The 13,504-nt window shown below is 68.9% G+C and carries 8 protein-coding genes; 6 read left to right on the top strand and 2 right to left on the bottom strand.

What is annotated here, in order from left to right; all coding sequences use genetic code 11:
* Positions 1 to 21 precede the first annotated feature (21 nt).
* Together bcp and L5G32_RS03835 are read left to right on the top strand one after the other, a co-directional pair.
* The gene (gene bcp / locus L5G32_RS03840; protein ID WP_237009704.1) at positions 22 to 495 is read left to right on the top strand and encodes a thioredoxin-dependent thiol peroxidase; all 474 of its coding nucleotides are present in this window, start codon (positions 22 to 24) and stop codon (positions 493 to 495) included.
* A gap of 10 nt (positions 496 to 505) precedes the next feature.
* Positions 506 to 1,144: a TetR/AcrR family transcriptional regulator gene (locus L5G32_RS03835; RefSeq protein ID WP_237009703.1), complete on the top strand. Its 639-nt coding sequence runs from the start codon at positions 506 to 508 to the stop codon at positions 1,142 to 1,144.
* 22 nt (positions 1,145 to 1,166) lie between these two features.
* Here the strand turns inward: L5G32_RS03835 and acpS are convergent, their stop codons facing one another.
* Both acpS and L5G32_RS03825 read right to left on the bottom strand, forming a co-directional pair.
* Positions 1,167 to 1,568 carry a holo-ACP synthase AcpS gene (acpS, locus tag L5G32_RS03830; protein WP_237009702.1) on the bottom strand — a complete coding sequence of 134 codons (402 nt, stop codon included), beginning with the start codon at positions 1,566 to 1,568 and terminating at the stop codon, positions 1,167 to 1,169.
* Positions 1,565 to 10,798 carry a type I polyketide synthase gene (locus tag L5G32_RS03825; protein WP_237009701.1) on the bottom strand — a complete coding sequence of 3,078 codons (9,234 nt, stop codon included), beginning with the start codon at positions 10,796 to 10,798 and terminating at the stop codon, positions 1,565 to 1,567. The genes acpS and L5G32_RS03825 overlap by 4 nt, the downstream gene beginning before the upstream one ends.
* Positions 10,799 to 11,107: 309 nt before the next feature.
* Between L5G32_RS03825 and L5G32_RS03820 the strand changes: the two genes are divergently transcribed.
* The 4 genes from L5G32_RS03820 to L5G32_RS03805 are packed head-to-tail and all read left to right on the top strand — an operon-like array spanning position 11,108 to position 13,498.
* Complete coding sequence (locus L5G32_RS03820; RefSeq protein WP_237009700.1) at positions 11,108 to 11,893, top strand: LppX_LprAFG lipoprotein; 786 nt, start codon at positions 11,108 to 11,110, stop codon at positions 11,891 to 11,893.
* 29 nt (positions 11,894 to 11,922) lie between these two features.
* A complete protein-coding gene (locus L5G32_RS03815; protein WP_237009699.1) occupies positions 11,923 to 12,312 on the top strand; it encodes a DUF4189 domain-containing protein in 390 nt (129 codons plus the stop codon).
* Entirely contained in the window at positions 12,312 to 12,743 is a 432-nt protein-coding gene (locus L5G32_RS03810; protein ID WP_237009698.1) for an HIT family protein, read from the top strand. The genes L5G32_RS03815 and L5G32_RS03810 overlap by 1 nt, the downstream gene beginning before the upstream one ends.
* Positions 12,740 to 13,498, top strand: coding sequence for an SIR2 family NAD-dependent protein deacylase (locus L5G32_RS03805; protein ID WP_237009697.1), 759 nt, complete (start codon positions 12,740 to 12,742; stop codon positions 13,496 to 13,498). Before L5G32_RS03810 ends, L5G32_RS03805 begins: the two co-directional genes overlap by 4 nt.
* The last annotated feature ends 6 nt before the right edge of the window (positions 13,499 to 13,504 follow it).

Raw genomic sequence — 13,504 nt, 5'->3', positions numbered from 1 at the left:
GCGATCGGATAGCCTGGCGGTATGTCTGAGAACGCACGACTCGCCGTCGGTGACAAGGCCCCCGATTTCACTCTTCTCGACTCCACCGAGAAGCAGGTGTCCCTCTCCGACTACGCGGGACGCAAGGTGATCGTCTACTTCTACCCGGCAGCGATGACCCCCGGCTGCACCAAACAGGCATGCGACTTCCGCGACAGCCTCGCCGAACTGAACGGCCAGGGCATCGACGTCATCGGCGTCTCCCCCGACAAGCCGGCCAAGCTCGCCGAGTTCGTCGAACGCGACGAGCTGACGTTCCCGCTCCTGAGTGATCCCGACAAGACCGTCCTCACTGCGTGGGGCGCGTTCGGTGAAAAGAAAATGTACGGGAAGGTCGTCCAGGGCGTCATCCGATCGACGTTCCTCATCGACGAGAACGGCGTCATCGCCGCCGCGCAGTACAACGTGCGCGCCACCGGGCACGTCGCGAAGCTACGTCGCGACCTGTCGATCTGACCTTCTCGGCATGACCCATGCTGACTCACCTGAGCCCCTCGTCCCGCGTAAGCGACCGACGCAGGAGCGGAGTCGACGCACCTTCGAGACGATCCTGTCGTCGGCGCGCGACGTACTGATCGACGTCGGCTTCGACTCGCTGACCTGTGAGCAGATCGCGCAACGCGCCGAGCTCCCCATCGGCACCATCTACCAGTACTTCGCCAACAAGTACGTGGTCGTGTGCGAACTCGACCGCCAGGACACGACCGCAGTCAGCGAAGAGCTGTCGGCATTCGCCTCGGAGATCCCGTCCCTTCAGTGGCCGCAACTCCTCGAGAAGTTCTTGGACCACCTCGCCGAACTGTGGCGCACCGACCCGTCGCGTCGAGCCGTCTGGCTGGCCGTCCAGTCGACGCCCGCGACACGCGCGACGGCGTCGATCACCGAGAAGATCCTCGCCGAACAGGTGTCCCGCATCCTCGCACCGCTGACTCCGACGTCCCAGCGCGACCGACGCCAGATGATGGCCGAGGTCCTCGTTCACGCCGCGTACTCGTTGCTCAGCTTCTCCGTACAGGCGCCGCACGACCACGCAGAAGTAGTCGGCGAGCTCAAACGGATGCTCGCCGGCTACCTCTTACTCGAAGAGTCGGTCGACCGCGACTGACCCGGCCACACGCCGAGTCCGACTAGCCGTCGGTCGCCTCCTCCAGGATCGCGACGGCGCCTGCCATGTCGCCGTCGTGCGTCAACGACACGTGAATCTTCAAGTGGCCGATCGCATTCGCCAGATCGCCGTGCAGACGCACGCGAGGCCTGCCGAACGAGTCCGACTGGATCTCCACCTGGTTCACAGCGGTGTCCGGCAACAACGGCGCGAGACCGAACCTGCTCGACGACCATGCCTTGATGACCGCTTCGCGAGCCGCCCACCGGGCCGCCAGGTTCCGGGCGCCGTCACCGCTGCGGTCGGCCACGTCACGCCGTTCACCGACCGAGAAGTGGCCGATGAACGTCGATCCCGGCGTGGACAACTGCTCACTGAACTCGGGAACCGACACCATGTCGATCCCCACTCCGACAATGCTCATCGGACGTACGTGCCTTCCTCAGTCAGACGCGACTCCGGATCGAGCAGCAACGCCGACTCGGCCGTGTGCTCGTCGGCGTCGCCGAACCGACGTCCGTCCGGACGCTGGTAAGCCGGTTCGCCACCGCACATCGACGACAGCAGACGCTGGCGGCCGTCACGCAGACGGGCGGCGGCCGCGCGGCGGTAGCCGCCGCGACTCGACTCGTCGAGCGAGGCGACGAACGCCTCGGGATGGACGACGGCGATGAGGCCGGACACGTGGCCGAAGCCGAGGCTGGTGAGCAGACCCGCCTTGAGCGGGAACTTCTCACCCATCCGCAGGGTCTCCCGCGGCCACACCAGGTGCGGGTACTCGGCCATCTTCTCGTCCACACAGTCCAGGCTGCGGTTGGGCGGAAGGACGCCGTCGCGGAGCACCTGGCACAGCCCGATCAGCTGGAAGGCGGCAGCGCCGCCCTTGGCGTGACCGGTCAGCGACTTCTGCGACACCACGAACAGCGGCGCTCCGTCGCCTCGACCGATGGCTCCGGCCAGTCGCTCGTGCAGCTCGGACTCGTTCGGGTCGTTGGCGCGAGTGGATGTGTCGTGCTTGGACACGACCGCCACATCGTCTGCGCTGACGCCCAGCGAGGCGAGCGACGTCGCGAGCGGGGACGACGCCTCGCCGCGGGCCGCGCCCAGAGCACCGAGCCCGGGAGCCGGGATCGACGTGTGAACGCCGTCGCCGAAGCTCTGCGCCCACGCCACCACACCGAGAACAGGCAGACCCAGTTCTGCGGCGACGTCGCCGCGAGCCAGGAGCACGGTTCCGCCACCGGCGGACTCCACGAAGCCGCCACGGCGGCGGTCGTTCGCTCGGGAGTAGCGACGTTCGTCGATCCCCTTGGCCTCCATGTCCGCCGAATCGGCGGTGGCCGACATGTCGCCGAATCCGACGATGCCCTCGATGCCGAGGTCGTCGAATCCGCCTGCGACCGCGAACAGCGCCTTGCCGAGGCGGATCTTGTCCGCGCCCTCTTCGACGGACACCGCGGCCGTCGCACACGCTGCGACCGGGTGGATCATCGCACCGTACGAGCCGATGTACGACTGCACGACATGCGCGGCGACGACGTTCGGCAGCGCCTCCTGCAGGATGTCGTTGGCCTTCGACTCGCCGAGCAGCGTGTCGACGTACAGCGACCGCATCGACGTCATGCCGCCCATGCCGGTGCCCTGGGTGTTCGCGACCAGACCGGGGTGGACCCAGCGCATGAGCTCGCTCGGGCTCAGACCTGCGGTGAGGAACGCGTCGACGGTCGCGACGAGGTTCCACAACGCGACCCGGTCGACGGACTCGGCCATGTCGGGCGAGACGCCCCAGCGGACCGGGTCGAAGCCGGTCGGGATCTGACCGCCGACGGTCCGCGACAGCTCGAAGCGACGCGGGACGCGGATCTCGGTGCCCGCCAGGCGAGTCACCGACCAGTCGCCCGACTCGGTCGCCACGATCCGAGTGCGCTCGGGATCCGCGGATGCGAACGCACGGGCCGCAGCCTCGTTCGGCACTGTGAAGGTCAGGTCGTCGTCGAGGAACACCGACTCCAGCAGCGGAGCGGAGTTGTCGACCATCGCGCCTTCGTCGGCGTAGGTACGGATGCCGCAGCGTGCGACGACCTCGTCGTGGTAGCGGTCGGCGATCTCGGATTCGGCGATCCGATCGCCGGACGCCACGTCGTACCAGCCCGGCTTCGGAGTCTCCTCCCAGGTGACGAGTCCCGTGTTCCAGGCGAGCTCGAGAACGCCTGCGGCAGAGAGCTTCTCGTCGACCTCCATCTCGAAACGCGTGCGCGAGGAACCGTACGGTCCCACTTCGCCCGCGCCGACGATGACCACCATGTCCTCGGGCCGTGCCGTGATCTCGGGCCACGCGTGCGCAGTCGGGAGATCAGCGCGGGCCGGGGCGGGAAGTGCGGCGACCAGTGAATTGCCGGTCACTCCCGGCTCATCCGCATCGGTCTCGTCCGCGACAGCCGCCTCTGCAGCCTGTGCCGCCAATGCCTTGAGGTCGATGTTCGGGTCGAGTCCGGCCGTGAGGTCGGCGATGACCGGCTCACGACGCGCGTCGCTGCGGGTGCTCGCCGAGCAGAGTGCGACCAGTTCGGCCGCCATCTCGTCGGTGCTCCAGGTGCGGACGCCTGCGGCCTCGACCGCGGCGACCATGCCATCGTTGGCGCCCATGAGTCCGGTGCCGCGCACCCACCCGATGAAGGCGTGCGCCAGCGTGGTGCGCGAGCCCCACGACTCCTCGGCGCCCCAGCGGGTGACGACTGCGTCGAGCGCGGCCTTGGCTTCGCTGTACGCGCCGTCGCCGCCGAACATCCCGCGGTTCGGCGATCCCGGAAGCACCACGTGGACGCGCGAGTCGAGATCATGGTCGGCGCCGATCGCACCGAGACCGGCGATCAGACGCTCCACCGACCACAGCAGGACCTTCATCTCCAGTTCGGCACGACCGCCGACATCGGCGAGGTCGCCTGCGACTCGCGGAGCCGCGAACGGGAACAGCAGGGTGGGTGTCATCGCCTCCTTGATGACTCCGGTCGTCGCACCGAGGTTCTCGGTCTGCTCGGAACCGATCCACTCGACGACGGCGTCGACGTCGACGTACGACGCGAGGTTCGCGGGGACCACCCAGAGTGCAGCGCCCACGGCGGCGTGATCGCGGTAGAGCTTCTTGTAGAAGGCGAGTCGCTCGCTCGTCAGCCGCGACGTGGTGGCGACGACCGTTGCTCCCCCGCCGAGCAGCTTGCCGACCACCGAGGCCGCGATCGAGTCCGGCGAAGCGCCGGTGACGACGGCGACGTCGTCGGCGAACTCTCCGCGTTCGGTCGATTCCGCGGCGTCGGCGATCGCCGAGAACAGGCGGGCGTGCACGCGGAAGCCGCGGTGCAGTGCCTTGCCCTGCCACCAGGTGGCGTGTTCCGCGACCGTCGTGCCCGCTCCGCGCAGTCGCGCGACGATCTCGTCGTGATCGGCGTCGACGACGGCTTCGTCCTCGAGCCACAGACGCGCGAGGTCTTCGCGAGCGCTGGCCCAGCGGTCGTCGAGCAGCACCGCGCGCTTCTCGTCGAACGAGGGGGTGACGGTGCGGACCCAGTCGGCGCCGAGCTCGTCGCTGATGCGTGCCGCGGCGACGGCGTTCGGGTCTTCGACGACCTCACCGGCCGACTCGAGGTCGACGAGGCCGAGCTTGGCCAGGATCGTGTTGGCGGTCGTCGCGAGGACGCCGTCGGGACCGGTCACCTGGTCGGCGAAGGCGTCGAGCGCAGCCGAGTCGACGGCCCCACCTTCCGACGACGACGCTGCGGGCAGTTCGACGGCCACGCCGCGAGCCGCACCGACCGAGCGGACGGCACGGTCGACGAGGGCGTCGAGGTCGGCCGCCGTGGCGACACCGCCGTCGAGCAGGTCGCCGAGGTCGCCGCCGCGAACGCTGGCGCCCTCACGTGATCCGAGAGCGACGGCGACGAGCGTGTGCTGCGCCCAGCCGCCGCCCAGCTGCCACGTGTCTGTGACGCGGTCGGTGATGTAGGCCTGACGCTTGCCGGTGGGGCCCGCGACCTTGCGGATCTGATCGCCGACCGCGTCGGTCAGCACATCACCGAAGGGCTTGTAGCCGCGAGCGAGTGTCTCGACGGTCGTGGCGAGCGCCGTCATGTCCGCTTCGGCAGCGCCGTCGATGGCTCCGAGGCCGAGCTCGCCGCCGATGTCGAGAAGCAGCTGGTTGCGACGTGACGAGACGCCGTCGCACAGCGACTCGATGGTGTCGACCGTGCCGATCTGAGCGGGAGTCATCTTGGTCCAGAGCGCGATCACGGCACGGACCGCATCGGCGGGTCCGAACGCGATGTCGGCGGGGCGGGGCCCTGCCGCGGCGGCGACCGGTGCTACAGGCGCGGCTGCGACGGGAGCGGCCGCCGGGGCCTCGGCTTCGGCGGGAGTCTCGTCGGCGATGTCCTCGTCGACGGGCTCGGGCGCGCTGTCTTCGGCGCGCAGGAGCTGCTCGTCCGACTCGACGTTGAGGACCTCGGTGACCGCGGCTCCGTACGGCGCGAGCTTCAAGGTGTTGCGGGCCAGACCTGTCAGCGTCGGAGCCGACTTCACGCCGACCTCGACGAATCGCTCGACGCCCACACCACCCTGCTCGACGCTCGAGAACAGGAGGTCCTGCGTCTCGATCCACCGGACGGGGCTGGCGAACTGCCAGGCCAAGAGCTCGATGAGGATGACGCGGGCCAGCGCGGCAGGCGTGGCCTCCCAGGCGTCCCAGTCGGCGAGCACCGCGTCGAGCGGCTCGGACGGGACGAGGTCGGCGATCTCCTGGACGAAGTCGCGGCCAAGGTTGAACAGCCGCGGGACCAGGTTCGGGATGTAGTTGCCGACGAGGATCTCGGGGTCGATGACCTCGGGCAGCAGTTCGTCGAGCTTTCCGCGGAACTCGGGCACGCCGGCACGCAGGACGGTCGAGTGGAACGGCACGTCGATTCCCGGGACCAGGATGAACGCTCGTTTGCCGCCGAACTCGGCGCGGCGACGATCGATGTCGTCTTCGAGCAACTCCAGGCCGCGGACGGTGCCTGCGATGGCGTACTGCGATCCGAGCAGGTTGAGGTTGACGACTTCGAGGAACTCACCGTTCTCTTCGCCGAGCGTCTTCACGTAGCTCTCGACGTCGGCGTCGGCCAGACCGAACTGGCTCGGACGGATCGCCGCCAGCCGGTAGTCGCTGCGCCCCTTCGCATCACGCGGGACGAGGTGGTGCATCGCGCTGCCGCGTTGGAACACGACTTCGAGGACTGCTTCGAGCGGAAGCACCCCTGCACACGCGGCGAGCGCGTTGTACTCGCCGACCGAATGACCGCAGGTGATGGAGTCTTCGACGAAGGCGTCTGCCTCGCGGAGCTCCGCGATCTGCGCGACTCCCAAGGTTGCCATCGCGACCTGGGTGAACTGCGTCAGGAACAGGACGCCGTCCGGGTGGTGGTAGCGCTCGCCTGCGGCGATGAGAGTCGTGGGGTTGTCGCGGACGACGGCGAGGATGGAGAAGCCGAGCGCCTTGCGGGTGTGCTTGTCGGCACGGTCCCAGATCTCGCGGGCCGCAGCGCTGCGGGACCGGGCGTCCAAGCCCATCCCCTTGCTCTGGATGCCCTGTCCGGGGAACGCGTACACCGTGCGCGGCGCATCGAGGAGCGCGGTCGCCGCCATCACGAGTTCGCCGTCGACCTTGGCGGTCACTTCGACCACTTCACGGCCGTGGTCGATGCCGACGCGGTCCACTCGGATGTCGACGGTGTCGGCGAGACGGACCATGCCGAGGTAACGGGCGGTCCAGCCGCGCAGCGCACGCGGTGCGGGCACCGGCTGCGCCACGGACGCCGCGGTGACGACCTGCTGCGCGACCGCCGACAGCCACATGCCGTGGACGATCGGATCGCCGAGCCCGGCCAGCCGCGCGGCGAGCGGATCGGTGTGGATCGGGTTGCGATCGCCCGACACGACGGCGAAGCCGTTCATCCGGGTGGGAGCGGTGACGGTCGCGGACCGCACGTGCTTGCGGGTGCCTGCGCGCTCGTCGTCGATCGCGCCGCCTGCGCGGACCGGGTCGGCCAGCGTCGCGTCACCGATGCGGTTGCGGATCGCGAAGCGCTCGACGAGTCGGGCGACCGGGACGGAGCCGTCGGTGACTGCCACCTCGATCTCGACGACACGCCCCACGTCGGCGTCGGTGACGCCGAGGCACCGTGCCTCGACGGTCAAGTCGGTGTCGACGGTCGGCAGGGCGCCCGCCAACGAGATCGCGTGGTCGAGGTGGACGAGGTCGAGCAGACCTTCCACGACCGGCACGCCGTCGTCGGTGGCGACCGCGCCGATCACGCTGAAGACGGTCGGCCAGCACGCGACGACCAGAGCGTCGGGCACGGCGAAACCGTTCGGCGACGACGGCGTCACCGCGCGCAGCACACTCGGCAGGGTCGCGCTGGTCGCACCGCTGTGGTCGGCGACCGAGTCGGCACGCCACGCGACGGTGTCGGTGGCCGCGCCGTCGGTCACGGCGGCGAGGCTGCCGCCCGCGGCGACGGTCAGCAGCTCGCGCATCGCGCCCGCTGCGGAGACCGTGCCCACGCGCGGACTGCCGCCGTCGACCACCTTCAGGTCGCCGATGAACGGGATACGGAGGACGGTGCCGGAGACCGGCACGGTCAGATCCAACCGGATCTCGTCGTCGGCGGCTTCGGCGGCCGGAACGTAAGCGATGACCGCACCGTTCGGGTGCTCGGCGCGCTCGCCGTCGACGATCGTCCACTGCTCGCGGTCGCCGAGGAGGGCGATCGGGTTGCGGACCTGGCGGCCCGCCCACAGGACGTCTTCGGCTTCGATGAGGATGCTCAGCGGGCTGGACTGCTCGACGAGGCCGCGGCGACGCCGTCCGGCGACCACCTCGGGCTCGGCGCCCGACGAACGCAGGTCGGTGATCACCTGGCGTTCGAAACGATTCAGCAGATCGCCGACCGGTTCGTCGACCTGGGTGATGCCAGCGACGGCGACGGTGCCGGGGATGATGCACACCTCGTCGGCGGAGTACCGCGCGTCGTGGGCCTGCCACAGCGAGTCCGAGCGCCACCAGCGGCGCACGTCCTTGTCGATGACGGGGACGAAGTTGACGGGCTTGCCCGGGGTCCGGCACAGCTCGAGGAAGAAGGCGACGTCGGCCGGGTGCAGGATGTCGGCGTCGACGGCGGGGAACGTCGCGGCGATCAACTCCAGCGCGGCGTAAGGATCGGTGACGCGATCGTCGAACAACGACTCGAACTCACCGTTGTCCAGTTCGTGCATGCGGGCCTCGGTGCGACGCAGCATCTCGACGAAGCGCGACTCCCAGGTGATGTCGGCCCACGCGTACGGATCTTCGGCCGCGCCGACAGCGAGCTCGGCGTAGCGCCCGAGCCATTCGCCGTAAGTCATCTCGGCGACGTCGCCGAAGTACGGCTTGGCAGTGCGCGCCATGGCGGCGATGATCTCGTCCCGCCGTTGCGCGACCGCGTCGCCGTCGCCTGCGACCTCGTCGAGGAGTCGGCCGCAGCGCGACGCGGAGTTGTCGATCTCGTGGATGTCTGCGCCGAGCTGACTGCGACCCGACGCCATGCCGCCGGTCGCGTGTCCCGCGCCGACCCAGTCCGGGCAGCCTTCGGTGTCGGCGAGGAGCTGCTTCACCTCGGGTGCGGTGGTGGCCTCCAGGGTCGCCATCGCGGCGGTGCCCACCAGGATTCCGTCGAGCGGCATCGCCGGGTAGCCGTAGGCCGTCGACCATGCGCCGGTGAGGTACTCCGACGCGCGTTCCGGCGTGCCGATGCCGCCGCCGACGCACACGACGACGTTCGGGCGGTCGCGCAGTTCGCCGTACGTGGCCAACAGCAGGTCGTCGAGGTCTTCCCACGAATGGTGTCCGCCAGCGCGGCCGCCCTCGATCTGGACGATGACCGGGAACTGCGGGGTCTGCGTCGCGATGCGGACGACGGACCGGATCTGGTCGACGGTGCCCGGCTTGAACGCGACGTAGTGCAGGCCCGCGTCGGTGAACTCGGCGACGAGGTCGACGGCCTCCTCGAGCTCGGGAATGCCCGCGGTGATGATGACGCCGTCGATCGGTGCGCCCTGCGCACGCGCCTTCTGGACGAGCCGCTTGCCGCCGAGCTGCAGCTTCCACAGGTACGGGTCGAGGAACAGCGAGTTGAACTGGACTTGGCGGTTCGCGTCGAGCAGGCCGGTGAGCTTGTCGACGTTGGCGGCGAAGATCTCCTCGGTGACCTGTCCACCGCCGGCGAGCTCGGCCCAGTGGCCTGCGTTGGCGGCAGCGGCGACGATCGCCGGGTCGACGGTGGTCGGCGTCATGCCGGCCAGGAGCATCGGGGACCGACCGGTGAGGCGGGTGAACGCGGTGTCCACGCCCACGCGGCCGGTGGGCAGCGACACCAGTCGCGGAGCGAAGCTCGACCATGCGGCTGCGACGGCCGGGGCGCTGCCGGGCACGAACAGGCTGCGCTGGCCGCGACGGGTCGCGGCGGCCACAACGCCGACGCCCTGGCCTCGAGCGACCGATGCGGCGAGTCGTGCACCGAGATCGGTGGGTCCGAAGTCGATGATCCAGGTGGCTCCGGAGCCGACGACGTCGCCGATCTGGTCGACCCAGTCGACGGGCTCGACGAGGATGCGCGTGGCGTGCCGACGCGCGAACTCCACATCGATGCCGCAGCGCTCGGCCCACTGCGCGACGAGGTCGACGGCGGGGCTCAGATCGGGGTGGTGAAACGGCACGGTCACCGGCAGTTCGTCGAAGACCGGTGCGAACGGATTGCCGCCGGTCTTCTTCGCCTTGCGGTCAGCCGCATCGGATTCCGCGCGACGATCACACAGCTGCGCGAAGCCTGCGAGGTGGCGGGGTGCGCCGGAGACGACGATGGAACGTCGGTTGTTGACGATCGCCACAGTGGGCAGTCCGACAGTGCCTGCGGGCAGGCTCGCCGCGTACTCGGTGAGCATCGTGTCGATCTCGTGCGGGGAGACACCGGAGACGGCGACCATCGGTGCGGTGCCCTCGTGGTGTCCGTCGGCCGTCCCGGACAGTCCCTCGCGACGAGCGATGAGAGTCGCGGCCGCTCCCATCAGCTGCGCGACGGCGAGCAGTTCGGCGTCGTCGTGCTCACGCGCGTGCTCGGCGGTGTCGACGGCGTCGATCGCGAGCAGTCCCTGCGAGTGGCCGATCACCGCGCTCGGCGGCAGCGTCCGCGTGTCGAGGCCCTGCTTGGCGAGATTCGCGATGGCAGCGATCTGGGTCAGCAGGATCCCGGGAAGCGACAGGTGCGCACTCGCCAGCTCGGCGTCGTCGGGCACCGACTCCTCGTTGTCGAGGGCGACCAGCCACTCGACGGGCGTGAAGCGGTCGCTGCCTGCGGCGGCGAGTTCGTCGGCCACCGGCGCGAGGCGACTCGCGGTGTCGGTGAGCGTCGTCTCGACGACACGACTGAGGTCGGCGTCGGCGACGAGTTCCGCCAGCCCGGTCAGCCACGGTCCACCCTGTCCGCCGAAGCCGATCGCGTAGCCCTCGCCTGCGCTGAATCGGTCGATCAGACTTTCCGACGGCTCTGAGTTGGAGGTGCGATTGCTGAAGCGGAACTGGTCGAGGGTCACTGATACTCCTGTCGGCCTACGTGTGGGAACGCGACCATCCTGACACACGAACATGAGGAAACCCTCACGTTTTGTGGTGACCCGTAGGTATACCCGCCGGTAGACCGAGGGGTAACCGAATCGACCTGCAGCGAGGAATTATTCGGTGATTGTGATCACAAGGCCTGCCGCGTCCACGTCTGAGTCATCCGCTGAAACGACGACGGCGTGCCGTCGGGGTCTCAGACGCCCTAGCATCCATGTAACAGTCCACCGGCGGACCAGACATTCCGGCCTGGCGCCCACGGGGGAGAAGAAGGAGACCGTTTCATGAACCGTCCACACCGTTTGATCGCAGGCGGATTCGCCACCGCGATCACGGCAGCCATGGTCCTGACGGGCTGCTCCAGCAGTGACGACGATCAGACGAAGCCGGCATCGGATGCGGGAGCGGAGTCCACACTGGAGGCGGCCGCGACCGCGACGCAGGCGCTGACCGGCGCCCACGTCGTCCTCTCCGTCGACGGACAGTTGCAGAGCATCAACGCCACGAAGGTCGACGCCGACATCGAGACCAAGCCGAAGCTCGAGGGCGAGGGCACCACCACGCTGAACATGGGCGGCAAGAGTGTCGACGCCCCCTTCGTCTACATCGACGGCACGCTCTACACGAACGTCGACGGCGCCGGATTCCAGGACTACGGCGACGGACGCTCGATCTACGACATCTCCAAGATCCTCGATCCCGAGGCAGGCGTGGCGAACATCCTGCGCAACGTCGACGGCGCACAGGAGGCCGGCGAGGAGACCATCGACGGAACGGCGACCACCAAGATCACCGGAACCGTCACCGGGAAGACCCTGTCGGGCCTGACGTCGACCGCTGCCGAAGGGCCTGGCAGCGACGGCACGTACGACGCCACCATCTTCATCACCACCGGCGACAACCAGGTGGCTCGCGTCGTCGTGAGTCCTACCGAGCGCGTCACCATGACCGTCGACCTGAACGAATGGAACAAGAGCGTCGACGTCGAGAAGCCGACCGATGTCCAGGCTCCGACCAAGAAGCCGGACGCACCCAAGTCGGGCGAGCCCACTCGCGACAAGACCAACTGAGCCCAGTACCGAGCCAGGAGAAAGTAATCATGAGCATTCGCACACGCCTCGTCACTGCGAGTCTGATCGCCCTCGGCGTCGGTTCGGCATTGACGGTCCCGTCCTTCGTCGACCCGGCACCCGCCGATGCCGCCTCGTACTACGGGGCGATCGCGCTCTCTCCGAGCACCGGGCAGACCGGCCGGTCGTGGGACTACCAGGACCCGTCGAAGGCCGCCGACACCGCGATGAGCTACTGCTACTACGACGACTGCCACATCGTGGTCCAGTTCAGCAACGGCTGCGGTGCGATCGCCCAGAGCTCTACCTACTGGGGTTACGGCAGCGGGCCGAGTCTGGCCGAAGCCGAGTCGTACGCCCGGTACAACGCCGAGGGTGGCTACATCTACGACTGGGTCTGCACCTCCGGGCACAGCTGATGACTCACGACGCGTGCGTCTTCTGCGACATCGTCGCCGGGCACGGTCCGGCACATGTGGTCTACTCCGACGACGACGTGGTCGCCTTCCTCGACCGCGCACCCGTCGCACGAGGCCACACCCTGGTCGTCCCGCGCACGCACTCGTCCGGCCTCGCCGATCTCGATCCGTCGTTCGGGACTCCCCTGTTGTCGGCGGCACAGCGGATCGCGAACGCGTTGAAGGGATCCGAGTTCGGCGCCGACGGGGTCAACCTCGCGCTCAACGACGGCCGGGCCGCGATGCAGACGGTGTTCCACACGCACGTCCATGTGGTCCCACGCCGGTCGGGTGACAAGCTGACGTTCGCGAAAGGGTTTCTCACTCGCCGTCCGGGTGATTTGGAATCGACTGCGGCGCAACTCCGTACGGCGATCGCGGCGCAGAAATGAGCACCGCGGGCCTCGACGGCGCACGCGACCTGCTCGACGCCGCGTCGTCGATCGTCGTCTTCACCGGAGCCGGGATGTCCGCGGAGAGCGGGATCCCCACCTTCCGCGACGCGTTGACCGGGATGTGGGAGAACCACGATCCGATGACGCTCGCCTCCCCCGAGGGGTGGGCGAACGACCCCGACCTGGTGTGGGCCTGGTACGCCGACCGCGCTACTCGAGTGCGGTCGGTGACGCCCAACGCGGGACACCTCGCGGTCGCCGAACTCGGCCGACGCCCCGGCGTCACCGTCACGGTCGTCACCCAGAACGTCGACGATCTGCACGAGCGGGCGGGCAGTGTCGTCACAAGCCATCTGCACGGCAGCCTGTTCGCGCCCCGATGTCAGGACTGCGGACGAGCGGAGTCGCCTGACGTCGCGGTGGCGAACCCTCGACCGGCGTGTCCGCTGTGCGGTTCGACGCTGCGTCCCGGTGTCGTCTGGTTCGGCGAGTCTCTGCCGTCGGGCGACTGGTTGCGCGCCGAGAACGCCGTCGGCGAGGCGGATCTGATGATCGTCGTCGGCACGACCGGTGTCGTCTATCCCGCCGCCGAACTCCCCGAGCGCGCCGCTGCGGCAGGTGTGCCGGTCGTCGAGGTGAATCCGGATTCGTCTGCGGTGACTGCGCTCGCGAGCGTACGGCTCGCCGGGCCTGCGGCGCAGATGCTCCCCGATCTCCTCATGGACCGGCGACGAGGAGTGGACGGGCGATAGTATTCG

It is taken from the genome of Gordonia zhenghanii (genome assembly GCF_021738965.1).
Taxonomy (GTDB): Bacteria; Actinomycetota; Actinomycetes; order Mycobacteriales; family Mycobacteriaceae; genus Gordonia; species Gordonia zhenghanii.
The sequence above is the reverse complement of the archived record's forward strand: the minus strand, read 5'-3'. Positions and strand labels throughout refer to the sequence as shown.

What these genes read in the sequence shown, in the direction of transcription:
- L5G32_RS03835 (WP_237009703.1), top strand. Translation starts at nt 506, where the DNA reads ATGACCCATGCTGACTCACCTGAGCCCCTCGTCCCGCGTAAGCGACCG.
- L5G32_RS03820 (WP_237009700.1), top strand. Translation starts at nt 11,108, where the DNA reads ATGAACCGTCCACACCGTTTGATCGCAGGCGGATTCGCCACCGCGATC.
- L5G32_RS03815 (WP_237009699.1), top strand. Translation starts at nt 11,923, where the DNA reads ATGAGCATTCGCACACGCCTCGTCACTGCGAGTCTGATCGCCCTCGGC.
- L5G32_RS03810 (WP_237009698.1), top strand. Translation starts at nt 12,312, where the DNA reads ATGACTCACGACGCGTGCGTCTTCTGCGACATCGTCGCCGGGCACGGT.
- acpS (WP_237009702.1), bottom strand. Translation starts at nt 1,568, where the DNA reads ATGAGCATTGTCGGAGTGGGGATCGACATGGTGTCGGTTCCCGAGTTC.
- L5G32_RS03805 (WP_237009697.1), top strand. Translation starts at nt 12,740, where the DNA reads ATGAGCACCGCGGGCCTCGACGGCGCACGCGACCTGCTCGACGCCGCG.
- bcp (WP_237009704.1), top strand. Translation starts at nt 22, where the DNA reads ATGTCTGAGAACGCACGACTCGCCGTCGGTGACAAGGCCCCCGATTTC.